The following is a 21,865-nucleotide window of genomic DNA, read 5'->3' on the forward strand; positions in this document are numbered from 1 at the left end:
ACGAACGCCCGCTGGAGGAAACACATGGAGATCATCAGCATCGCGCGCGCCGGCCAGGCCTGGGCCGTGAAGCACCGCGACGGCTATCTCGGCCACGCCAAATCCTACGAGGAAGCCGCTGCGATCGGGCAGAATCTGGTCAGCTGGCTCGAAAGCGAGGGCCGCCGCGCGGAGCTGGTGCTGAGTGAGCCGCGGTCGTTCGCCGCCCCGAAATAACCGTCCACAGGCGCTGCGTCATCCTGTCGCACATCGGGCTTGACTTTAACCCTGCAGCCGACGAACGCTGTTCTTCGTCGCCGCGATTTATCCCCTCTCGTTGGCGGCGTTGAGAGACACCGACTGCCTGGCGCGCTACGGCTCTCCAGCTAGCGCGCCAGGCGTTCTTTTTCCCGCCTAGGCCCCCCAGAACACCCGCGCCGCGGCGTCCGGATCGGGCGCGACATGGCTGGCGACATCGAACATCATGGTCTGGCGTGAGGTCGTCTCGTAACGCGGCCAGGCGAGACCTTCCTGGGACGGATCGCCGGTGCGCGCGAAGTTGATCCACGCCTGCGACATGACCGCGGCGAGCTTCTGCGGCTCGGGGCCAGGCCCGAGGACGCCGCGCTTGGTCTCGACGGTGTCGAACACCAGCGGCACGCCGAGGCCGTGCGGCGCGCGCATCACCCCGCCGAGGATCGGCGTCTCCCAGTCGAGCCGGTACATGTAGGCCGGCGCCGCGGCCTGCGCGGCCTTGCGGCTGGCCAGCCGGATCGAGTCCATCCGCATCATGGTGTCGGTCGCCAGCGCCGTGACCCAGTAGGTCGGCGGATCGTTCGGCCGCAGCGCCTGGTAGACCGGCAGGGCCTGGGCGCCCTTCGGCCCCAGCATCGCGGTGAAATGGACGCGGGCGTCGTCCTCGGTCATCTCAGCTGCCGACCATGCAGCCGACGCCGACCGTTTCGCCGACCTGGAAGCGGCTGACCTGCGGTCCGACCGCCGTCACCTGGCCGATAATCTCGTGTCCCGGGACGCAGGGGTAGAGGGTGCCCGGCCACTCGGAACGGACGGTGTGCAGGTCCGAATGGCAGATGCCGCAATAGGCGATCTCGACCTGGACGTCGTGCGGACCGGGCGGGCGGCGCTGGATGTCCATCGGCGCGAGCGGCGTGTCGCCGGCGCGAGCGCCGTAGGCTTTGGTGATCATGGGGAGGACCTCGCCTGAAGAACGGTGGGCTAACGCCGGGCGACGTCGCCACGTTCAGATAGGCCGCCCGGCGCTCAGCGATTAGGCGGCGAAATCCGCATGCACTGATGTCGTTGGTTCACGAATGCGGCGCGCAAATCGCCCTTGCAGGGCCGCAAAGCTGCGCGTCAGTTGAGGAACACCCGCACCGCAGGCGACGGGGAAGCGCATGGGGAGGACCTGAATGGACGCAGTGGCGCGGCTGGAGGCCATCGACGAGATCAAGCAGGCCAAGGCGGCCTACTTCCGCGGGGTCGACACCAGCGACGCGGAGCTGGTGCGCGGCATCCTCGCCGACGACTGCGTGCTCGACTACATGGGCTGCTGCACCGATCCGAAGACCGGCCGCGACTATCTGCCGGCGATGAACGTGGTGATGCGCGGCAAGGCCTCCTGGTCGGCCGAGGGCTTCGCCCAGATGGGCATCGTCAGCGCCCATCATGGCCACAACTGCGAGATCCGCTTCACCAGCGACACGACCGCCGAGGTGATCTGGTCGATGACCGACCGGCTGTTCATGCCGGAGGGCGCGCCGTACGCCCTGATGACCGGCTACGGCTTCTACCACGAGACCTATGCGAAGGTCGGCGGACGCTGGAAAATCAAGGCCTTGCGGATCGTCCGCACCCGGGTCGAGGCCACCTGAGCGCGAAACGGCGCAGACGCTGATTCGATTCGCGCGGGGATCCGGTTGATCGACCGGCGCTTCGGCGTTATTGACTAACTAGTCAATGAATGGGCGCGCCGCATGTCCGAAAAACCGTTCAGGCGCGCGCGCACCGATCCCGAAGTTCGGCGGGCGCAGATCCTCGACGCGGCGATCCGCATCGTCGGCGAGCACGGCTACCACGGGTTCACGGTGCAGGAGCTGGCCAAGCGCTGCGGCATCACCAACGGCGCGCTGCTCTACTACTTCGGCTCGAAGGAGCAGCTGCTGGTGGCCGTGCTGGAGGAGCACGACCTCCGTATGAGCCAGACTGTGGTCGCCGAGGCCGGCGGGGCCGCCGTGGAAGCGCAGCGCAGCGATTCCTCCCGCGCCGCGGTGCTGGAGCTGCTGCAGGCGATCGTCGTGCGCGCCGCCGCCGATCCGGCGCTCACCCGCCTCTACGCGGTGCTACAGCAGGAGGCGTTGGATCCCGCCCATCCGGCGCACGCCTACTTCGAGAGGCGCGAGCAGCTGGTGCTGGAGACATTCGCCCTGATCGTCGCGCCGCATGTCGCCGACCCGCCGGCCGCCGCGCGCGAGCTGTTCGCCATGATCGAGGGGCTCGAGCAGCGCTGGCTGCGAGCCAGACAGGCCTTCAACCTCGTCGCCGCCTGGGATCACGCCGTCGCCAAGCTGCTGCCGGCCTGCGGCGCCTCGCAACCCGACTGAAGGCGGCCTGGCCTTCTTCGTCGGCGTCGGGATTGAAGGCCTACTGACCCTCAAAGCCAGCAGGCCCGTGTTCCGGCCGCGCTCGGTCGCGAAGTTCAGAACAAACCATAAACATCTGGGCTGGACGCGGCGCCATAGAGGCGCCAACGTGGCGCCATGAGCGACGATTCTAAGGGCTCCGCCGTGCGCGGGCTCGACCGCATCAACCTGCGGCTGCCGGCGGAAACCTTCGAGGCGATCGACGCCGCCCGCGCCGACCGGCCCGGCGCGGTGTCGCGCAACACCTGGATCACCGAGGCCATCGCCGAGAAGCTGGCGCGCGAGACCGGCGGCGAAGCGGATTCCGACGCCCGGCGCCGTCATGCCTGAGTTCTATGAATTCTTCGCCGGCGGCGGGATGGCCCGAACCGGGCTGGGAGCGGGCTGGACCTGCCGTTTCGCCAATGATTTCGACCCGAAGAAAGGCGCGGCCTATCGCGAGAACTTCGGCGCGGGCGAGCTGAAGGTCGGCGACGTGGCCGCGGTGACGCCGGCCGATTTGCCCGGCGTGGCCGATCTCGCCTGGGCCTCCTTCCCTTGCCAGGACCTGTCGCTGGCCGGGGTCGGCGCCGGTCTGAAGGGTGAACGGTCCGGGACCTTCTACCCGTTCTGGAACGTCATCAGGGCGCTGGACGCCGAGGACCGCGCGCCGGCGATCGTCGCGCTGGAGAACGTCTGCGGGGCGCTGACCTCGCACGGCGGCAAGGACTTCGAGGCGATCTGCCGGACCTACGCCGACGCCGGCTACCAGGCCGGCGCGCTGGTGATCAACGCCGACCTGTTCCTACCGCAATCGCGGCCGCGGCTGTTCGTCATCGGCGTGCGCGCCGACGTGACGGTCCCCCCTGCCCTGCTGGCCCCCGGCCCGCTGGAGCCCTTCCACACCAAGGCCCTGCGCAAGGCGGTCGAACGGCTGCCCGACGACCTCCAGGCCGGATTCCTGTGGTGGAATCTCCCCGTCCCGAAGCCGCGCGCCCTTACGCTCGGCGACGTCGTCGAAGACGATCCGGACAGCGTCGACTGGCACAGCGCGGCGAAGACCCGCGAGCTGCTGGCGATGATGTCGCCGGTGAACGCCGCCAAGGTCGAAGCCGCCAAACAGGCTGGCCGGCGGATGGTCGGCGGGATCTACCGCCGCACCCGGCTGAACCACAACGGGGCCAAGGTGCAGCGCGCCGAGGTGCGGTTCGACGACGTCTCGGGCTGCCTGCGCACCCCGGCCGGCGGCTCCAGCCGGCAGGTGATCATGGTGGTCGAGGGCGCGCGGGTCCGCACCCGGCTGATCTCGGCGCGCGAAACCGCCCGGCTGATGGGCCTGGCCGACGATTACCGGCTGCCGCGCAACTACAACGAGGCCTACCACCTCACCGGTGACGGCGTCGCGGTGGACGTGGTGCGCCACCTGGCCCGCCACCTGTTCGAGCCGATCCTCAGCGAGGCCGCTGCGCTGGCCGAGGTGGCGTGAGCCTGTTCGGCGCCAATCCGGACTTCATCCGCCAGCCGCCGTTCGAGACCAACGAACTGCGCAGCGGCCTGGCCCGGTTCCTCGACACGCCGTTCGAGCACGACCCTTCCGGCGCGCGGCCGTTCGTCGGCAACTACCGCTGGGGCGTCTACGCCTTCTTCGACTACGACGGCGAACCGATCTACGTCGGCCAGACCAACGAACAGCTGCGCAGCCGCATCCGCCGGCACCTGACCAACCAGCGCACCGACGCCGTCGCCATGTCGGTGCTCGACCCGTTCGAGGTGTTCGAGATCGAGGTCTGGCCCCTGCCCCAGTTCCAGGGCGTCGGCGCCAAGGATCCGGCGGCGCGCGCCCATCTCGACGGCCTCGAGCGCCAGATCACCGCCCAGGAGATCGGCCGCTCCAAGTTCAAGGCGATCCTCAACGAGAAGGACCCGCCGCCCGGCGAGCTGACGATCGAGGCGCCGGCGTCGTTCCGCGGCCGCATCGTCTCCGAGCGGGTGGCGGAACTGCGCGGCCATCCGGATTTCCGCATCGCCAGGCGTGCGCTGATCATCTCCCGGCTCGCCCAGGTGATCTCCGAGCGGCAGGTGAAGGGCGGCCTGCGCCGGGTGCTGCAGACCCAGGCCCGGCGGCTGGAATGGCTGGCCTCGCGCCGCTACGAGGCCACAGGCGGCGGAGCCTCGGTGCCGCGCGAGGGCGAGGACGACGCCGAGGACTAGGGCCGCGGTCGCCCCCTCGCCGCTCAACTCTCCCCATCCGTCATCGCCCGACTTGTTCGGGCGACCCATTCCAACGTCTTTCCGTATCAACTGAGGCGGGCGCCTTGGGCTGGGTGGCCCGCATGAAGCGGGCCATGACGGAGAAGAGGAAAGGCGCGCAGTGGAGTTCCCTCTAGGCCTCCGCCAGCCGCTCGTTGCGGGTGCGCCAGAGCGAGTAGCCGATCCCGGCGGCGAGCAGGCCGGCGGTGATCGCCAGCGACACCGGGGCGGGGAACTTCTCCCAGCCCATCGCCTCGGCGACGAACACCTTGCCGCCGATGAACACCAGCAGCACCGCCAGCGCCTTCTTCAGATAGGCGAACCGCGCGACGACCGCGGCGAGCGCGAAATAGAGCGCGCGTAAGCCCAGGATGGCGAAGATGTTGGAGGTGAAGACCAGGTAGGGGTCGGTGGTGATCGCGAAGATCGCCGGCACCGAGTCGACCGCGAACACCACGTCGGCCAGCTCGACCATGACCAGCGCCATCAGCGCCGGCGTGGCCCACAGCGCCAGCCGGCCGTCCGCGCCCGGCTGGCGGACGAAGAACCGCGCGCCATGGAACTCCGGCGTCACCCGCAAGCGGCGCGTCAGGAAGCGATAGACCGGGCTGTCGTGGGGATCCTTCGGCGCGTCGTGGCCGGCGAACATCCGCACGCCCATAACGATCAGGAAGCCGGCGAACAGCCACAGCACCCACTCGAACTGGGCCACCAGGGCGGCGCCGAAGCCGATCATCAGGCCGCGCAGCAGGATCACCCCCAGCACGCCCCAGAACAGGATCCGGTGCTGATAGGCCGCCGGCACGGCGAAGGCGGCGAAGATGCTGGCGATGACGAAGACGTTGTCGAGCGCCAGGCTCTTCTCGACCAGGAAGCCGGTGACGTACTCGACGCCCGACTGGGGCCCGAGCTCCCACCAGACCCAGCCGCCGAAGGCCAGGCCAAGGGTGATGTAGAAGGCCGAGAGCAGCAGGCTCTCGCGCACGCCGATGACGTGGGCCTTGCGGTGCAGGACCCCGAGGTCGAGCGCCAGCAGTGCGACGACCAGTCCGGCGAAGGCCAGCCACATCCACAGCGGCTTGCCGAGCACCAGGCCGGTGAGGGCGAGATCAATCATGGGTCAGCTTCTGCAAGAAAGACGGGAGGGGACGCGGAATCGCGCGCGCCCCCTCCCCGAGCCCCTCACAAGGGGGGCGGCTCAGGCCGCACCGGCCTCCGGGCCGACTTCGGCGATGCGGAGCTCATCCTTCACCTGCAGCTTGCGCCGCTTCAGGTCCTGGATGGCGAACGCGTCCGGGGTCGGTCGCTTCAGCTCCTCGCGCAGCCGTTGATCGAGCCAACGGTGCCGGCTTCGCAGACGCCAAATGCGGATGTCATGAGTCATGTGCTCCTCCTGATGGAGGGCGCGCCCGGAACCCGGCCGGCTGTACGGGGGGAAAGACGTCCAGGCCCGAGCGCACCCGCGCGGTCCGACATCACGACTGTCATCAGCCGTCAGAGGGGCCCGGTCCCGCACAGTTGAGGTAGGCGCCCCCGCGGCGGGTTCAAGCGGCCGGGCTGAGAATTTTTGAGGCCGCCCTCCCCCACACTGGAGCGACGGGCGTTCGCGAACTTCCCGCTTGCGCGGCGTTGCCAACTGGCAACGCCGCGCCCTGCCCGGTCCCGGGCCGTTGCCAGTTGGCAACGTCGCCCAGCGACTCCAGCGAATCTGCCGGGCTGTGCCAGACTGAGTCACTGAAACCCCGAGTCGCAGCCCTTTCCGTCCCGAAGGTCGAATGTCGAAGCGCGCCCTGAAGAACCCGGAATTCGACCTCTTCATCCCGAAGATGAACGACCTTCCGCTGAAGGATCAGCGCGAGGTCATGGAGCGGCCGTTCTTCTCGCTGTCGAAGCGCAAGCGGCTGAAGCCGATCGAGTACACCAGCCCGGACGGCGACGTGTGGGTGCATGTCAGCGGCAATCCCGAGTTCGGCATCGCCACCATCTGGGACGCCGACATCCTGATCTGGGCCACCTCGCACCTGAACCAGCTGCGCGAGCGCGGCGTCAACGAACTGCCGCGCACCATCCACACCACGGCCTACGACCTGCTGCGGTCGATCCGCCGCGACACCGGCGGCAAGGGCTACAAGGAGCTGCACGCGGCGCTGCAGCGGCTCGAGGCCACCACCATCCAGACCTCGATGCGCGCGCCCAAGCGGCGCAAGCTGGCGCAGTTCGGCTGGCTGGACGGCTGGACCCTGGAGGTCGACCGCGAGACCGACGCGCCGCGCGGCATGACCATCACCCTGTCCAGCTGGCTCTACGACGGGCTGATGCGCGAGCGCGCCCTGCTCACCCTCAGCCCGGACTATTTCCTGATCTCCGGCGGGCTGGAGCGGGCGATCTACCGGATCGGCCGCAAGCACGCCGGCGACCAGCCAGACGGCTGGACCTGCCGGCTCAGCCTGCTGCACGAGAAGACCGGCAGCGACAGTCCGCTCAAGCAGTTCACCTACCTGCTGAAGAAGATCGTCCAGGCCGACAGCCTGCCCGACTACCGCATGAGCTTCGTCAACGCCGCCAACGGCGCGCCGGCCGTGCACTTCATCCGTCGCGACGCCGCCGAACGCAGCCGCATGCGCGCCGAGCTCGCCGCCCTGGCCTCGGAGACCGATCAGCGCGCCCGAGAAGACGCCCGCGCCGACGAAGTCGACGCCATCATCGCCCGCCGCAGGGTCCGCCGCGGCGCGGAGGACTGATTTTCGGGGGAACGGTGACCTCTTCCTCGGGGGATCGGTGACCGGCGCCACGGGGGATCAGTGACGACTCCTCGGGGGATCGGTGACCGGCCTCAGAGTCATGCCCCCGATTTCGCTGAACTTTTCGCAGCCACGGCGACGCTTAACTCCTCTAACCTCATCACTAAGAATCTTGCTAACGCTGGCGGTGGAAGCGCTGGCGCGGACGAAGCCTCGAGCCATAAAGGGCTCAGACTTCGCCGCGCTCTTAAGACAACGTTTACGGTATCGGCGCACCCACTTGGCAAAGTCCGGACAAACCGGCGCAGTTTTGCAAAGGACGGGCACATGGCAGCGCAAGCGGCACTCGCCGACGAGGACACCGGCCCCATTCTGCTGGACGCCATGGCGGCGCTGAACCAGCGCGCCGACGCGGTGATCGAGCGGCTGCGGACGACGGTCTTCGCTCCAAACCAGCAGAAGATCCTCGATCTGCGGTTCAGCGTCTCCAAGGCCGCGGAAATGGCCGGCCGGACGCCTGAGGCGATCCGCCAGGCCGAGGCGGACGGCCGCCTGCCGGCCCCGCGGCTGACCGAGAGCGGCCGGCGCGAGGGCTATACGCTCGCCGAGGTCAACCACATGCGCGACGTCTTCGGCACGCGTATCCGCCGCGCCGAGGGCGATCCGCCGATCGTGCTGGCCGTGCAGAACTTCAAGGGCGGCGTCGGCAAGAGCACCCTGGCCTGCCACTTGGCGCAGTATCTGGCGCTGAGGGGCTACCGGGTCGCGGTGATCGACTGCGACAGCCAGGCCAGCTCGACGACCATCTTCGGCCTCAACCCGGACATGGACGTGCAGGACGACGACACCCTGCTGCCGTTCTTCACCCACGGCGGCGCGCCGGACCTGAGGCAGGCCCTGCGCCCGACCGCCTGGCCGGGGATCGACCTGATCCCGGCCAATCTCGGCCTCTATCAGGCGGAGTACGAGGCCGCCGCCCGCCTGCGCGGCAACGCCGACGCGCTCGACCGCCTGCGCATCGGGGTGGAGGGTATTGCCGACCGGTATGACGTGGTCATACTCGACCCGCCGCCGGCGCTCGGCATGATCTCGCTGGGCGTGCTGCGCGCCGCCAACGCGCTGCTGATCCCGACGCCGCCGTCGACCGTCGACTTCGCCTCGACCGCCCACTTCCTGCGGATGATTGTCGAGACGCTTGAAGTACTTGAGGCGCACGGCCTGGGCCGGCGCGGCTACCACTTCCTGCGGGTGATCGCCACCAAGGTCGACGAGGGCAAGAGCGCCCACACCCAGATCCGCCAGATGATGGAGGCGGTGTTCGGCGCCGACATGCTGACCGCCTCGCTGCTGGATTCCGCCGAGATCGACAATGCGAACGTGCAGCTGCGCACGGTCTACGAGCTCAGCGGCCCGGCCTCGCGCACCCACGAGCGCTGCCGCAACAACCTCGACCGGCTGAACGCCGAGATCGAACTTCTGATCCGCAAATCTTGGCCCAGCCACCGCGCGGCGCTGCGCCATCTCGGCCTAGCCTAGGAGACCCTGAATGGCTTCGACCACGGGCAAGAACCGCTCGATTCTCGCCGGCCTGGTCGCCGGCTCAGGGCCGGCGGTCACTGATACCCCGACGATGGAGGGGCGGGAGGCGCTGGCCCCGGCGGCTGGACGGCTGGGCGATCGGCTCTCCACCCTGGCGCGCGTCACCTCCGGTGACATCAAGGAGAAGACGCTCTACCTCGTCGATCCGGCGCGCTGTCGGATGTGGACGCACCACAACCGCCGCTACGACTTGCTGTCGCCGTCGGCCTGCGCCGAGCTGCTGGAGGGCATCCGCAGCCAGGGCGGGCAGGAATTCCCGGCGATTGTCCGGCGGGTGAAGGACGATCCAAACTTCGATTATGAAGTCATCTGCGGGGCGCGCCGGCACTGGGTGGTCAGCTACCTGCGCTCCGTCGAGCACCGCGAGATCAAGTTCCTGATCGAAGAGCGGGAACTCAATGACGAAGCCGCGTTCCGGCTCGCCGATATTGAGAATCGCGCGCGGCAGGACATCAGTGACTATGAGCGCGCGCTTGATTACCTGCACGCGCTCGACGCCTACTACGGCGGCGTGTCGCGGCGGATGGCCGAACGGCTGGAGATGTCGGCGGCCTGGCTGTCGCGCTTCCTCGACCTGGGCAAGATGCCGGAGCAGATCGTCGCCGCGTTTGGCGACCTGCGCCTGCTGCGCAGCAACCATGCCCGCGAGCTGAAGCCCTACCTGGAGCGCCACGACCAGCGGGCGCGCATGCTGTCCGAAGCCCACGAGCTCGCCCGCAAGCAGACCGCGTCTCAGGCGGCGGGCTACGGCTTCCTCGAGGCCGCCAAGGTGGTTTCGGCCCTGAAGGCGGCGGCCGAGGGCCCGAAGGCCGCGCCGGCCGCCGAGAAGGCGGAGCCCGAGCTGGTGACCTCGCCTAGCAACGCGCCGCTGTTCACCTCGGTGCTGAAGGGCCGCCACCGGCTGGTGCTCGAGCTGAAGCTCGACTCTTCGGCCAGTGACGACGAGTTCGTCGACGCCTTCCGTCAGGAACTGGCGGCCAAGCGCTCCCGCTAGACCCTTCCTCCCGACATTGCCAACTGGCAACGGTCACTGATCCCCCGAACCTGCTGTCGGGGGATCAGTGACCGTTTGCGTATGCGTTGCCAGTTGGCAACGCCGGCCTGACTTGGCTCAGGTGTAGCGGACCTCGCCAGGGGAGGGCGCTGTCGCCGTGCGCAGCCGCGCCGGATTGCCGAACGCCGTCGCGCCGGCCGGCACGTCGCGGGTGACCACGCTGCCGGCGCCGATCAGCGCGTCGTCGCCGACGGTGACCCCGGGCAGCAGGATCGCGCCGCCGCCGATCCAGACATTGCGCCCGATCCGCACCGGCCGGCCGAACTCCAGGCCGGAGGCCCGCGTCGCCGAGTCCCGCGGATGGTCCGCCGCCAGGATCTGCACGCCCGGCCCGATCTGAGTGGCGTCGCCGATCGTCACCTCGACCACGTCGAGGATCACGCAGTTGAAGTTCAGGAACACGCCGGCGCCCAGGCGGATGTTGAAGCCGTAGTCGCAGTGGAACGGCGGCCGGATCACCGCCCCGTCGCCGACTTCGGCGAACCGCTCGCGCAGCAGCCCGAGCCGTTCGGCCGGCGACCAGTCGCGGGCGTTGTAGCGGCCCAGCCAGCGCTGCGTAGCCGCCTGGGCGGCTTGGATCGCTGAGTCGCTCGCGTCGTACAGCTCGCCGGCGAGCATCTTCTGCATCTCGCTGGGCATCGGCGGTCCCCTGAACAGCGGCGTGTTTTCGCCTAACGCTCGATCCGGCGGGATAGCGACATTCGCGGGCAGGGGAGGGGAGGGGGAGCACAAATCTCCCGGCGCCAGGCGATTGCATCTGAATATCGTTCGTCATCCCGGACGGCCTGCAAGGCCGCTCCGGGACCCGGGGGCCGTGCGCGCCGCCCTGTGTCCCGGCTCTCCGCTATGCTCCGGCCGGGATGACGGAGGAGGGGAGCCGGCGATCGGTCGTCGTCGCTGGCGTTCGCCCACGAAAAACGCCGCCCGGGGGGACCCGGGCGGCGCTCTCAATCGCAGTCGTGGACGACGGCGCCTACTTCATCGTCGGAATGACGAAGGCGGAGTCTTCGACCGAGCCTTCCGGCCAGCGGGCGGTGACGGTCTTCACCTTGGTGTAGAACCGCACGCCTTCCATGCCGTACTGGTTGGTGTCGCCGAAGCCCGAACGCTTCCAGCCGCCGAACGAGTGGTAGGACACCGGCACCGGGATCGGCACGTTGACGCCGACCATGCCGACCTGCACCCGGCTGACGAACTCGCGCGCGGCGCGGCCGTTGCCGGTGAAGATCGCCACGCCGTTGCCGTACTGGTGCTGGCTCGGCAGGGCGACCGCCTCGTCGAAGCTGTCGGCGCGGACGATCTGCAGCACGGGTCCGAAGATCTCCTCGTTGTAGGTGCGCATCGAGGTCTTCACGTGGTCGAACAGCGTCGGGCCCATGAAGAAGCCCTTCTCGTAGCCCTGCAGCGCAAAGCCGCGGCCGTCGACCACCAGCTCGGCGCCTTCGTCGACGCCCAGCTGGATGTAGTCGCTGACCTTCTGCTTGTGGGCCGCCGAGACCACCGGACCGTACTGGGCGGCGGCGTCGGTGGAGACCCCGACCTTCAGGGTCTCGATCTCCGCCAGCAGCCGCTCGCGCAGCTCCTCGGCGGTCTTCTGGCCGACCGGGACCACCACCGGCAGCGCCATGCAGCGCTCCCCGGCCGAGCCGTAGGCCGCGCCCATGATGTCCTTCACCGCCTGGTCCATGTTGGCGTCCGGCATGACGATGCCGTGGTTCTTCGCCCCGCCCATCGCCTGCACCCGCTTACCGGTGGCGGTGCCGCGGGCGTAGACGTACTGGGCGATGTCCGACGAACCGACGAAGCTGACCGCCTTGACGTCCGGATGGTCGAGCAGCGCGTCGACCGACAGCTTGTCGCCATGGACGACGTTCAGCACGCCCTTCGGCGCGCCGGCCTCCATGAACAGCTCGGCCAGGCGCACCGGCACCGACGGATCCTTCTCCGACGGCTTCAGCACGAAGGTGTTGCCGACCGCGATCGCCACCCCGAACATCCACATCGGGATCATCGCCGGGAAGTTGAACGGGGTGATGCCGGCGCAGACGCCGAGCGGCTGGCGCATCGAATAGACGTCGATGCCCGGGCCGGCGCCCTCGGTGTACTCGCCCTTCAGCGCCTGCGGGATGCCGCAGGCGAACTCGATCACCTCCAGGCCGCGCTGGATGTCGCCCTTGGAGTCGGCGACCACCTTGCCGTGCTCGGCCGACAGCATCTCGGCCAGCTCGTTCATGTTGGCTTCGAGCAGCCGCTTGTACTCGAACATCACCCGCGCGCGCCGCTGCGGGTTGACCAGCGCCCAGGTCTGCTGCGCGCGCAGCGCGGACTGCACCGCGGCGTCGACTTCGCCGACCGTCGCCAGCTGCACCCGCGCCTGAACTTCGCCGGTGTTCGGGTTGAAGACCTCGCCGTAGCGGCCGGAGGTCCCCGCGACGGCCTGGCCGTCGATGAAGTGTGTGATGTCTCGCATGGGGAATGATCCTTGGTTCGCGGTCAGCCTCTAGCGGGATCGAGCGGCCAACGGTATTGCGTTTTTGCCGCGCACTAGTTGCAGAAATTAAACGCGGCGCGGAGCCGCTGATGTTCGACTGGGACGATCTTCGCATTTTCCTCGCGGCGGCGCGGTCCGGATCGCTCGCGGCGGCGGGCGAGAAGCTGGGCATCAACACCGCCACCGTCGGCCGCCGGGTGGCCCGGCTGGAGACCGCGCTGAAGGCGACCCTGCTGGTCCGCTCGCGCTCCGGCCTGCAGCTCACCGCCGCCGGCGCGCAGCTGCTCGCCAGCGGGGTCGAGGCGGAGGCGGCGATGGAGCGCGCGGTGCGCGAGGCCCATCCCGATGTCGTCGCCGGCACCGTGCGGATCAGCGCCGCCGAGGGGTTCGGCACGGCCATGCTGGCCCCGGCGCTGCCGGCGCTCGCCGCCCAGCGTCCGGGACTGCGGGTCGAGCTGGCGGCCACCGCCGGCTTCCTGTCGCCCAGCCGCCGGGAGGTCGACATGGCGATCACGCTGAGCGCGCCGGACGCCCACCGGCTGGTGGTCGAGCCGCTCACCAGGTACCAGCTTGCCCTCTACGCCTCGCCCGACTACCTCGCCCGGCGCGGAACTCCGCAGGTCCCGGCCGACCTCGCCGGGCACCAGATCGTCGGCTACGTCAGCGACCTGATCTTCGCCTCGGAGCTGCGCTACCTGGACGAGATCCTCCCCGGGCTGACGCCGACCCTGGCCAGTTCGTCGATCCGCGCCCAGGGCGAGATGATCCGCGCCGACGGCGGGATCGGCGTGATGCACTGCTTCATGGCCGAGGGCATGGTGCGGGTGCTGCCCGAGGTGCTGCTCGAGCGCCGGCTCTGGATGAGCACCTACGCCGACGTCCACGACACCGCCCGCATGCGGGTCGTGCGCAACTGGCTGCGCCAGCTGGCGCAGGACAACCGCAGCCGGCTGGCGCCCTACGACGATTGAAGCGGGGAGGGGGCGGCGCTGAACGCCCCCTCAGTAGGCTTCGCCGACAGCTCCCCCGCAAGCGGTGGAGCATCTCGGCGCTCAGATCCTCCACCGCGCAGCGGGGGAGGTGGATCGCGCCGTAGGCGCGAGACGGAGGGGGCGCTCTAGCGCCGCCGCCTCAGCTCCGGGCGAAGGCCAGGATCTGCGGGGCGAGCTGCGGCCATTTGGCGAACAGGCCTTCGCCCTGCGCCGCGGCGGCCATGCGGTCGTTCCACTCGGTGTCCGGCCAGCCCGGCGGCTCGGCGATCTGCGCGCCGGGGATCAGCGCGTGGACCTGCTCGCTGGTCTCGCGCGTGTGGTAGAGGTCCGGCCGGCCGCTGCGCAGCACCATCACCGGCATGCGCATCGAGGCGAAGTCCTGCGCCGTCAGGCCGGGGACCGGCGCGCCAGGCGTCGGGAAAAAGGCCGCGCACCAGCGCTGCATGGTCTCGACGAAGCCCCAGCGGTCCTGCGCCAGGATCCGCGCGCGGTTGTCCGGGTTCTTGGCCAGCTGTTCCTGCCACTGGGGCAGGGCGGCGACCGCCTCCATGCCGCCGGTGATCGCCGCCATCGCCTGGCCCTCGGTGTAGAAGGCGCCGAGCGAGGCCAGCGAGATCGGCCCGCCGCTGATCCACAGCAGGAACATCCGCGAGACCACGTCCGGCCGGCGGGCCGCGGTCAGCAGCGCCACGCGCGACCCGGCGGAGCCGGCGACCAGATAGGCCGGCCCGCGGCCGAGATGACGGATCAGCTCGGCTTGCACGTCTGCGTTGAGTATGGACTCCGACTCGCCTTCAAAGCAGATGTCCGAGGCCCCGCAGTTGGGTCGGTCCCAGATCACCGCGGTGAGCCCGCCGGCGACCAGCGCCTGGGCCAGTTCGCGGACGCCAGGCGTGTCCTTCGAGAACCGCCCGCCCGGGGTGATCACCGCCAGCGGCCCGTCGCCGCCGAACACCTCGTACTCGATGCCGATCCCGCTGATCTCGGCGCGCGCCATGGTCGATCCTCCCTGGTTTTTTATCTTGTCGCCACGGTAGCGCGTGCCGGCCGCGCGCCAAGGGGGTTGCGAAGGTTCGCGTAGCCGCCTGCGGCGAAGCAGGCCAGTTTGGCGAGTCGCCCGGGTCGGGCGCAGCGGCGGATCGAGCGCGCCGGCAGGAACGCGGGGTGGAGTGACGATGTCGGAGGCGCGCAAGCGGCGGCCGCGGGATCCCGAGGCGACGCGGGAGGCGATCCTGGAGGCGGCGCGCACACGGTTGGCGGCGGACGGCCCGGAGGGCCTGAGCCTGTCGGAGGTGGCGCACCTGGCCGGGGTCAACCGCGGCACCGCCTACCAGCATTTCGAGACCCGCGAGAAGCTGATCAAGGCGACCGCGGAATGGGTGTCGGACAAGCTGTTCCGGGCGGTGTTCGGCGATCCGGAGACGATCGGCGAGCGGCGGGTGGAGCAGGTCGATATCGCCGAGATGACCGACCGGCTGGCGAACTTCGCGATGGACAATCCGGAGCTGTGCCGGGTGTGGCTGCTGCAGGTGCTGTCCTCGGAGGACCCCTGGAGCGACCCGTTCTGGAAGGAGTACGCCGGCTCGCAGACGCGGTTCGCCAAGACCGACTTGGCGCAGCCGGGCGTCGACACCGAGGTGCTGTCGGTGATCATGCTGGCCGGGGCCTTCCTGTGGTCGGCCTGGGGGCGCACCCATGCGGCCAGCGAGGACGAGCGGCGCAGGCAGGCCCGGCGCTTCGCCCAGGAGTGCCTGCGGATCTCGATGTACGGCAGCCTGCGCGCCGAGCGCTTCCCGGAGATCGCCGAGCGGCTGAAGCCGGCGGACGACTGAAGCGGGCGGTTGGCCGATTGCTTTCGATCAACAGGTGTGTACACCAGACGGCTTCCCCCCGGACACCCAGGAAAGATCGCGCCGCATGTTCTCCGCCCTGCTGATCAACAAGACCGACGCTGGCCAGACCGTCGAGGTGACCCAGCTGGACGAAGCGCAGCTGCCGGAAGGCGACGTGGTCATCGAGGTCGCCTACTCGACGCTGAACTACAAGGACGGGCTGGCGATCACCGGCCGTTCGCCGGTGGTGCGCAAGTGGCCGATGGTGCCGGGCATCGACCTGGCCGGGACGGTCGTCGAGTCGTCGAACCCCGACTGGAAGGCCGGCGACGCCGTGGTGCTGAACGGCTGGGGCGTCGGCGAAGTCCACTGGGGCGGCCTGGCCCAGAAGGCCAAGCTGAAGGGCGAGTGGCTGGTGCCGCTGCCCGCCGGGATCTCTGCCCGCCAGGCGATGGCGATCGGCACCGCCGGCTACACCGCGGCGCTGTGCGTCGAGGCGCTGGAGCAGGCCGGGGTGACCCCGGACAAGGGCGAGGTGCTGGTCACCGGCGCGACCGGCGGCGTCGGCAGCGTGGCGATCGCGCTGCTGGCCAAGGCCGGCTTCACCGTGGCGGCGTCCTCGGGCAAGGCCTCGGAGGCCGAGTACCTGCAGCAGCTCGGCGCGAGCACCATCATCGACCGCAACGAGCTGTCGGCCCCCGGCAAGCCGATGCAGAAGGAACGCTGGGCCGGCGTCGTCGATTCGGTCGGCTCGCACACCCTGGCCAACGCCTGCGCCCAGACCCGCTACGGCGGCGTGGTGACCGCCTGCGGCCTGGCCCAGGGCATGGACTTCCCGGCCTCGGTCGCGCCGTTCATCCTGCGCGGCCTCAGCCTGCTCGGCATCGACAGCGTGATGGCCCCGAAGGCCAAGCGGCTGGCGGCCTGGGCCCGCCTGGCCCGTGACCTCGACCTCGCCAAGCTCGACGTGATCGGCGGCCAGGAGATCGGCCTGTCCGGCGCGGTCGACGCGGCGACCCAGCTGATGGACGGCAAGGTCCGCGGCCGCATCGTCGTCAACGTCAACAAGTAAGCGCGTCTTCGGTCTGAGGCTCGCCAGGCGCACGACAGATGCGCCGGCGAGCTTCAGGTAAAATATACCAGTAAAAACAACCACGTAGATTCTGGGAGGAATCCGCATGTCCAGTTCCGCCGCGCCGGAAGGCGAAGTCAAACTCGACCTCAGCGACGTCGATCACCGGCTCGGCCAACTGGTCGGCGGCGGCCAGCTGTGGGATCCGTGCTCGTCCAGCGACATCCGTCGCTGGGTGATGGCCATGGACTACGCGAACCCGATCCACTGGGACGAGGAAGCCGCGCGCCAGTCGAAGTTCGGCGGCCTGGTGGCCCCGCAGTCGATCGCCGTCGCCCTCGACTACGGCCACGGCTGCCAGCCGGCCTGCGTCGGCAAGATCCCCGGCTCGCACCTGATCTTCGGCGGCGAGGAGTGGTGGCACTACGGCCCGCGCGTCCGCGCCGGCGACCAGCTGTTCCAGGAGCGCCGGTTCCACGACTACAAGGTCGCCGACACCAAGTTCGCCGGCCCGACGATGTTCTCGCGCGGCGACACCATCCACCGCAACCAGCACGGCGTGGTGGTCGCCAAGGCGCGCTCGACGGCGATCCGCTATCTCGCCGCCGAGGCCGAGAAGCGCAGCATGTACGCCGACAAGCTGCCGCCGAAGCCGAAGTGGACGCCTGAGCAGATCGCCGCGGTCGACAAGGTCCGGCTCGACTGGATCCTGTCCAACCGCGAAGGCGTCTCGCCGCTGTTCGGCGACGTGCAGGTCGGCGACCGGCTGCCGCGCCGGGTGATCGGCCCGCACTCGATCGCCTCGTTCGCCACCGAGTACCGCGCCTTCCTGTTCAACGCCTGGGGCAGCTACCACTGGACCGCGCCGGCCGGCGTCAAGGACCCCTGGATCAACCAGGATCCGGGTTGGGTGGAAGGCTTCGGCTTCGACGAGGAAGGGGCGCTGATCGACCCGCGCAAGCGCGACGGCCTCTATCTCGGCCCGTCCCGCGGCCACATCGACGACGAGAAGGCCGACGAGATCGGCATGGCTCGGGCCTACGGCTACGGCGCGACGATGCAGGCCTGGGTCACCGACTACCTGGCCTACTGGGCCGGCAACGACGGCTTCATCCGCCACTGCAAGTCGGACTTCCGCGGCCCGGCCTTCGAGGGCGACGTCACCTATTTCGACGCCGAAGTGGTCGAGAAGATGCCGGAGACCGCCTGGGGCATGCCGCTGGTCAAGGTCAAGGTGAAGCTCACCAACCAGGACGGCGGGACGCTGGTCGACTCCACCGCCGAGGTGGAGCTGCCGATCGGCTGACGCCGGCCGCTTGCGGCGGCGATGAGCGGGCCATCGGGTGTTCACCTGATGGCCTGAAGCCGCCTCAGCGCCTTTCCTGCGCGACCCCACTCCGGAGGTCGCCGAATGACCACGTCCATCTCCGCCGAACGGAGGTTCCTCAGCCGCGAGGAGCTCCAGATCGTCAAGACCACCCACCATCCGCAGCTTACCGAGCTCGAGGCCGAGCAGTTACGGGAAGCGCGCTCTCGCCTGCGGGACCTGCGCAGCAAGGCCAAGACCGTGGCCCAGCACAAGCGTCGGGAAGCGCGCGGCAAGGGCCCGGCGCGGGCGGGCAGCGCCTCGGGCACCCAGGAGCACGCCGCGCGCCGCAAGCAGATCTTCAGTCAGGCGCTGCAGCGCACCAACCGCCAACTGCAGCGGCTGGAGCACGCCGAGGCGCGCGCCCGCACCACGGCCGGGGCGCAGCGGGCGCTGGCGATGAAGCGGCGGTCGGAGGCGGCCGAACGGCCGGGGGCCGGGCGCACCGCGCGCGCCGGCATGCGGGCCAATCCCAGCCTGCGCCGGGCGATGGAGGTCAATCCGGCGATGGTCGGCGCCGTCTCCCAGGCCAACAAGCGCTCGCAGGCCAAGCGCGACGCCGCAGGCTAGGGTCGGCTGGAGCTAGCCGATCTCGCCGGCGATCGCCTGTTCGATGGTCTTCTCCTCGACGATCGCATCCGCCGTGCCGGCCCTGGCGCGGCGCGAACCGGTCAGGGCGAACAGCAGCGCGCCGAACAGCGTCGCGATCGCCGAGACCACCAGGAACGGCACGTCGCCGCCGGCGAACTGGTGCGAGAGGCTGAGGATGAAGGCGCCGACCGCCGAGCCGAGGCCGAGCGCGGCGGTGACGAAGCTCAGCAGCAGGCTGAAGTTCTTCATGTCGAACCGGCGGGAGATCAGATAGGCGCCGATGTCGCTCTCGGCGCCTTGGGCCAGCCCGATCACCATCACCGCCCCGACCAGGATCGCCACCGAGGTGAGCGGCGAGGCGAAGATGAAGTAGCCGATCGCCGGCAGCCCCAGCGCGGCGATCGCCACTAGGTGCGGCTGCACGCGGTCCAGCGCCAGGCCGCTGAGGAAGCGGCCGACGATGACCCCAATGGCGTAGAGCGAGACCATCCAGGTGGCGGTCTGGCTCGCCACGTCGCGGTCCAGCAGGATCAGCTTGAGCTGCGACGAGGCGACCACCTGCGGGATGTTGACCAGGAACATGCCGCCGAGGATCAGTAGCAGGGTCGGCTGGCGCAGCAGCCGGCCGAGCTCCGCCCGCGTCAGGTGCAGCTCGGTTGAGGCGGCGGGGCGCTCGCGCTTGGTGCGGCCCATCATGGTGATCGCCACCAGGCCGCCGGCGCCGGTGACCAGCGCCAGCGCCAGATAGCCGGCGCGCCAGCCCTCGGTCTCGATCAGGTCGCCGAGCAGCGGCGCGGCGATCGCGCCGGCCAGCGGCGGCGCGGTCATCACCAGCGACAGCGCGAGGCCGCGCGACTTGTCGAACCGTTCGGCGACCACCCGGCAGAACACCAGCGAGGTGGTGAGGATGGCGAAGACGTGCTGCGCCAGCCAGATGGCGAAGAACTGGACGATGTTTCCGCTCATCATCGAGAACGCCAGGAAGCCCAGCGGCAGGGCGGTGAAGCCGACCATCGCCGCCGTGCGGGTCCCGAAGCGGTCGGTGAACCGGCCGGCGAACGGCACCAACACGAGCGCGGCGAGCGGCAGCGAGCCGATCAGCGCGAACTGCGCCTTCGACCAGCCGAACTCGGCGATCAGCGCCGGCCCGAACAGGCTCAAGGTGTAGTGCCCGAGCGCCGAGCCGAGCCCCAGCCCGATGCTCGCCGCCAACAGCGGCTGCCAGTTCAGTTTGAACTCGCTCGTCATGATGTGCGCCCTCCGGCCCCTATTCCGGAGCCACGTTTCCTCGCTGGTCAGCATGTCGCCTTCTGGGGTGGGCGCCTAGGCTGCGCTCGGCGTTTGGCCGTTTCCCCCGCCGCCATCACGTCTTGCTGAGTGCGGCGAACCCCAGGGAACTTTGCCCAGGAACGCTCGTTCGACCGGCCCTAGCGCCCCAAGGCCTAGGCGCAGGAGGATTCGCGATGAACACCGCCGCTGCAATTTTGGTCGCCCTCGTGGCCCTCGCGGTCGTGCTTGGCGCTGTCGCCTACGTCCAGCGTCGCAAATCCCAGCGGCTGCGTGCGCACTACGGGGCGGAGTATCTCGTCGCCGTGGACGAGCTGGGCGACCGCCGGAAGGCGGAGGCCGCGCTGAAGCAGCGCGAGAAGCGCGTCGAGACGTTTCACATTCGCCCGTTGAGCCTCGAGGAGGCCGATCGCTTCGCCGCCCGCTGGCGGAAGGTGCAGGCCGAGTTCGTCGACGATCCGCGCTCGGCGATCGGCGATGCGGACGCCGTGCTCGGCGAGGTCATGCGGGTCCGCGGCTATCCGGTCAGCGACTTCGAGCAGCGCGCCGACGACCTGTCGGTCGAGCACCCGAAGCTGGTCACCCACTACCGCATCGCCCACGAGGTGGCGGTGCGCCACGCCCGCGGCGAGGCCGACACCGAGGACCTGCGCCAGGCGATGATCCACTACCGCGACCTGTTCGCGGATCTGGTCGAGCCGCCGGTCGACTCCGCCCGGCAGGACGAACCCCGGACATTCAGAGAGGAGCCCGAGGATGAGCGAGCCGCGCGAGTTCGAGACGAGGAATACGAGCGAGATACTGTCCACCGAGCAGATCGCCGACGTCGGCGCGACCGATCGGGCGATGGCCGAACCCCGCACGTTTAGCCGGGAGGACGAGCCGGACGACATCCGGCGCGCGTCGGATCAGCCGATCTTCCACGAGGGCGAGGCGATGGAGCTGAAGCGCGCCTGGGAGACCATCCAGGCCGGGTTCGTCGACGAGCCGCGCGCCGCGGTCCAAGAGGCCGATCACCTGGTCGCCACGACGATGAAACGTCTGGCCGACATGTTCGCGGAGGAGCGGGCGGGCCTGGAATCCCAATGGGATCGCGGCGACGACGTCTCCACCGAAGAGCTGCGGGTGGCCCTGCAACGCTATCGCGCCTTCTTCGGCCGGCTGCTTAGCGTCTGACCGACGCGGCAGCGCTGGCCTGGGCGATTACCACAGCCGTCTTCGGGTTTCCGCCGATGTCCGGAGCGTCGCGTTCTTGCTAGCGAAAGCTGGGGCGCGTTGAGCTGGGCGGAGCCTCCGCACCTGTCGGCGCGGCCGCACAGCGGGAGAGGCTGCGATGAGCCTTCATGCGCGCACGGGCCCGGCCTCGATCTTCGCCGGCTATGCGATGAGCCAGGCGCTCGCCGAGTACTGGTGGATCGCGCTGCTGCGCGGACTGGCGGCGATCGCCTTCGCGATCGCCGCCTTCGCCTGGCCCGGCCTGACCTTGATGGTCTTCGTGCTGCTGTGGGGCGGCTACGCCTTCATCGACGGGGTCTTGGCGCTGTGGGCCGGGATCAGCGGCAGGGGCGGCGGCATCAGTTCGCGCTGGTGGCTGATCCTGGTGGGGATCGCCGGGGTGCTGGCCGGGATCGGCGCCTTCGGCTGGCCGGGCGTTTTCGCCGTCGCGCTGCTCTACTGCGTCGCCGCCTGGGCGATCTTCACCGGGCTGATGCAGATCTGGGGCGGCATCCGAATGCGCAAGGAGATCCAGGGCGAGTGGCTGCTGATCCTCGTCGGCGTGGTGCTCGTCGGCTTCGGCATCTTCATGATCGCCCGCCCGGTGGTCGGCGGCGCCACGGTGATCTGGACGCTCGGCGCGCTCGAGCTGCTCGCCGGCTTCAGCTTCATCGCCCTGGCGCTGCGGCTGCGAAAGCTGAAGCATTCACACATCTAGGCGTGGGGAACGGGCTGGCGCACCTGGCCGCGCGCCAGC

The 21,865-nt window shown here is 69.6% G+C and carries 25 protein-coding genes; 17 read left to right on the forward strand and 8 right to left on the reverse strand.

Annotated features, from left to right (window positions below):
- Positions 1-24: 24 nt before the first annotated feature.
- The gene (locus ACSQ14_RS20440; RefSeq protein WP_436016082.1) at positions 25-216 is read left to right on the forward strand and encodes a hypothetical protein; all 192 of its coding nucleotides are present in this window, start codon (positions 25-27) and stop codon (positions 214-216) included.
- A gap of 177 nt (positions 217-393) precedes the next feature.
- Here ACSQ14_RS20440 and ACSQ14_RS20445 read toward each other — a convergent pair whose 3' ends face one another.
- Positions 394-906, reverse strand: a complete 513-nt coding sequence (locus tag ACSQ14_RS20445; protein WP_436016083.1) for a carboxylesterase family protein — start codon at positions 904-906, stop codon at positions 394-396.
- Position 907: 1 nt separating this feature from the next.
- Positions 908-1,186 carry an alcohol dehydrogenase catalytic domain-containing protein gene (locus ACSQ14_RS20450; RefSeq protein WP_436016084.1) on the reverse strand — a complete coding sequence of 93 codons (279 nt, stop codon included), beginning with the start codon at positions 1,184-1,186 and terminating at the stop codon, positions 908-910.
- Positions 1,187-1,409: 223 nt separating this feature from the next.
- Here ACSQ14_RS20450 and ACSQ14_RS20455 point away from each other — a divergent pair, with 223 nt between their 5' ends.
- From ACSQ14_RS20455 to ACSQ14_RS20475, 5 genes are all read left to right on the forward strand, one after another.
- Positions 1,410-1,871, forward strand: a complete 462-nt coding sequence (locus ACSQ14_RS20455) for a nuclear transport factor 2 family protein (RefSeq protein ID WP_436016085.1) — start codon at positions 1,410-1,412, stop codon at positions 1,869-1,871.
- 102 nt (positions 1,872-1,973) lie between these two features.
- Positions 1,974-2,600 carry a TetR/AcrR family transcriptional regulator gene (locus ACSQ14_RS20460; protein ID WP_436016086.1) on the forward strand — a complete coding sequence of 209 codons (627 nt, stop codon included), beginning with the start codon at positions 1,974-1,976 and terminating at the stop codon, positions 2,598-2,600.
- A 156-nt stretch (positions 2,601-2,756) separates the two neighbouring features.
- Positions 2,757-2,969 carry a hypothetical protein gene (locus ACSQ14_RS20465; RefSeq protein WP_436016087.1) on the forward strand — a complete coding sequence of 71 codons (213 nt, stop codon included), beginning with the start codon at positions 2,757-2,759 and terminating at the stop codon, positions 2,967-2,969.
- Positions 2,962-4,104 (forward strand): DNA cytosine methyltransferase, encoded by a 1,143-nt coding sequence (locus ACSQ14_RS20470; RefSeq protein ID WP_436016088.1) that lies wholly within the window; start codon positions 2,962-2,964, stop codon positions 4,102-4,104. Before ACSQ14_RS20465 ends, ACSQ14_RS20470 begins: the two co-directional genes overlap by 8 nt.
- Complete coding sequence (locus ACSQ14_RS20475; protein ID WP_436016089.1) at positions 4,101-4,829, forward strand: GIY-YIG nuclease family protein; 729 nt, start codon at positions 4,101-4,103, stop codon at positions 4,827-4,829. The genes ACSQ14_RS20470 and ACSQ14_RS20475 overlap by 4 nt, the downstream gene beginning before the upstream one ends.
- A gap of 172 nt (positions 4,830-5,001) precedes the next feature.
- Here ACSQ14_RS20475 and ACSQ14_RS20480 read toward each other — a convergent pair whose 3' ends face one another.
- Positions 5,002-5,985 (reverse strand): TerC family protein, encoded by a 984-nt coding sequence (locus tag ACSQ14_RS20480; RefSeq protein ID WP_436016090.1) that lies wholly within the window; start codon positions 5,983-5,985, stop codon positions 5,002-5,004.
- A gap of 81 nt (positions 5,986-6,066) precedes the next feature.
- Entirely contained in the window at positions 6,067-6,252 is a 186-nt protein-coding gene (locus ACSQ14_RS20485; protein ID WP_436016091.1) for a YdcH family protein, read from the reverse strand.
- Between the two features lie 391 nt (positions 6,253-6,643).
- On the opposite strand from ACSQ14_RS20485, the gene ACSQ14_RS20490 reads away from it, so the two are divergent.
- The 3 genes from ACSQ14_RS20490 (at position 6,644) to ACSQ14_RS20500 (ending at position 10,202) form a co-directional block, all read left to right on the forward strand.
- The gene (locus tag ACSQ14_RS20490) at positions 6,644-7,609 is read left to right on the forward strand and encodes a replication initiator protein A (protein WP_436016092.1); all 966 of its coding nucleotides are present in this window, start codon (positions 6,644-6,646) and stop codon (positions 7,607-7,609) included.
- Between the two features lie 327 nt (positions 7,610-7,936).
- Positions 7,937-9,145, forward strand: coding sequence for an AAA family ATPase (locus tag ACSQ14_RS20495; RefSeq protein ID WP_436016093.1), 1,209 nt, complete (start codon positions 7,937-7,939; stop codon positions 9,143-9,145).
- A gap of 10 nt (positions 9,146-9,155) precedes the next feature.
- The gene (locus ACSQ14_RS20500) at positions 9,156-10,202 is read left to right on the forward strand and encodes a ParB/RepB/Spo0J family partition protein (protein WP_436016094.1); all 1,047 of its coding nucleotides are present in this window, start codon (positions 9,156-9,158) and stop codon (positions 10,200-10,202) included.
- A gap of 117 nt (positions 10,203-10,319) precedes the next feature.
- On the opposite strand, the gene ACSQ14_RS20505 is transcribed toward ACSQ14_RS20500, so the two are convergent.
- Together ACSQ14_RS20505 and ACSQ14_RS20510 are read right to left on the reverse strand one after the other, a co-directional pair.
- Entirely contained in the window at positions 10,320-10,901 is a 582-nt protein-coding gene (locus tag ACSQ14_RS20505; protein ID WP_436016095.1) for a sugar O-acetyltransferase, read from the reverse strand.
- Positions 10,902-11,235: 334 nt separating this feature from the next.
- Positions 11,236-12,732, reverse strand: a complete 1,497-nt coding sequence (locus ACSQ14_RS20510; RefSeq protein ID WP_436016096.1) for a CoA-acylating methylmalonate-semialdehyde dehydrogenase — start codon at positions 12,730-12,732, stop codon at positions 11,236-11,238.
- 110 nt (positions 12,733-12,842) lie between these two features.
- Here ACSQ14_RS20510 and ACSQ14_RS20515 point away from each other — a divergent pair, with 110 nt between their 5' ends.
- On the forward strand, positions 12,843-13,724 hold the full coding sequence (locus tag ACSQ14_RS20515; RefSeq protein ID WP_436016097.1) for a LysR family transcriptional regulator: 882 nt from the start codon (positions 12,843-12,845) through the stop codon (positions 13,722-13,724).
- Between the two features lie 160 nt (positions 13,725-13,884).
- Here ACSQ14_RS20515 and ACSQ14_RS20520 read toward each other — a convergent pair whose 3' ends face one another.
- Positions 13,885-14,742, reverse strand: coding sequence for an alpha/beta fold hydrolase (locus ACSQ14_RS20520; RefSeq protein WP_436016098.1), 858 nt, complete (start codon positions 14,740-14,742; stop codon positions 13,885-13,887).
- 178 nt (positions 14,743-14,920) lie between these two features.
- Between ACSQ14_RS20520 and ACSQ14_RS20525 the strand changes: the two genes are divergently transcribed.
- The 4 genes from ACSQ14_RS20525 (at position 14,921) to ACSQ14_RS20540 (ending at position 18,585) form a co-directional block, all read left to right on the forward strand.
- Positions 14,921-15,577 (forward strand): TetR/AcrR family transcriptional regulator, encoded by a 657-nt coding sequence (locus ACSQ14_RS20525; RefSeq protein ID WP_436016099.1) that lies wholly within the window; start codon positions 14,921-14,923, stop codon positions 15,575-15,577.
- 85 nt (positions 15,578-15,662) lie between these two features.
- Positions 15,663-16,649, forward strand: a complete 987-nt coding sequence (gene acuI / locus ACSQ14_RS20530; RefSeq protein ID WP_436016100.1) for an acrylyl-CoA reductase (NADPH) — start codon at positions 15,663-15,665, stop codon at positions 16,647-16,649.
- Positions 16,650-16,755: 106 nt separating this feature from the next.
- A complete protein-coding gene (locus ACSQ14_RS20535; RefSeq protein ID WP_436016101.1) occupies positions 16,756-17,955 on the forward strand; it encodes an FAS1-like dehydratase domain-containing protein in 1,200 nt (399 codons plus the stop codon).
- Between the two features lie 105 nt (positions 17,956-18,060).
- On the forward strand, positions 18,061-18,585 hold the full coding sequence (locus ACSQ14_RS20540; RefSeq protein ID WP_436016102.1) for a hypothetical protein: 525 nt from the start codon (positions 18,061-18,063) through the stop codon (positions 18,583-18,585).
- Positions 18,586-18,597: 12 nt separating this feature from the next.
- Here the strand turns inward: ACSQ14_RS20540 and ACSQ14_RS20545 are convergent, their stop codons facing one another.
- Complete coding sequence (locus ACSQ14_RS20545; protein ID WP_436016103.1) at positions 18,598-19,854, reverse strand: MFS transporter; 1,257 nt, start codon at positions 19,852-19,854, stop codon at positions 18,598-18,600.
- Positions 19,855-20,069: 215 nt separating this feature from the next.
- Here ACSQ14_RS20545 and ACSQ14_RS20550 point away from each other — a divergent pair, with 215 nt between their 5' ends.
- The 3 genes from ACSQ14_RS20550 to ACSQ14_RS20560 all read left to right on the forward strand — a co-directional run bounded on the left by ACSQ14_RS20550 (position 20,070) and on the right by ACSQ14_RS20560 (position 21,826).
- Entirely contained in the window at positions 20,070-20,762 is a 693-nt protein-coding gene (locus tag ACSQ14_RS20550; RefSeq protein ID WP_436016104.1) for a hypothetical protein, read from the forward strand.
- Complete coding sequence (locus tag ACSQ14_RS20555) at positions 20,740-21,069, forward strand: hypothetical protein (protein ID WP_436016105.1); 330 nt, start codon at positions 20,740-20,742, stop codon at positions 21,067-21,069. Before ACSQ14_RS20550 ends, ACSQ14_RS20555 begins: the two co-directional genes overlap by 23 nt.
- A 157-nt stretch (positions 21,070-21,226) precedes the next feature.
- Complete coding sequence (locus tag ACSQ14_RS20560) at positions 21,227-21,826, forward strand: HdeD family acid-resistance protein (RefSeq protein WP_436016106.1); 600 nt, start codon at positions 21,227-21,229, stop codon at positions 21,824-21,826.
- The last annotated feature ends 39 nt before the right edge of the window (positions 21,827-21,865 follow it).

This window comes from Phenylobacterium sp. LjRoot219 (assembly GCF_964252995.1).
Classification (GTDB): Bacteria; Pseudomonadota; Alphaproteobacteria; order Caulobacterales; family Caulobacteraceae; genus Phenylobacterium.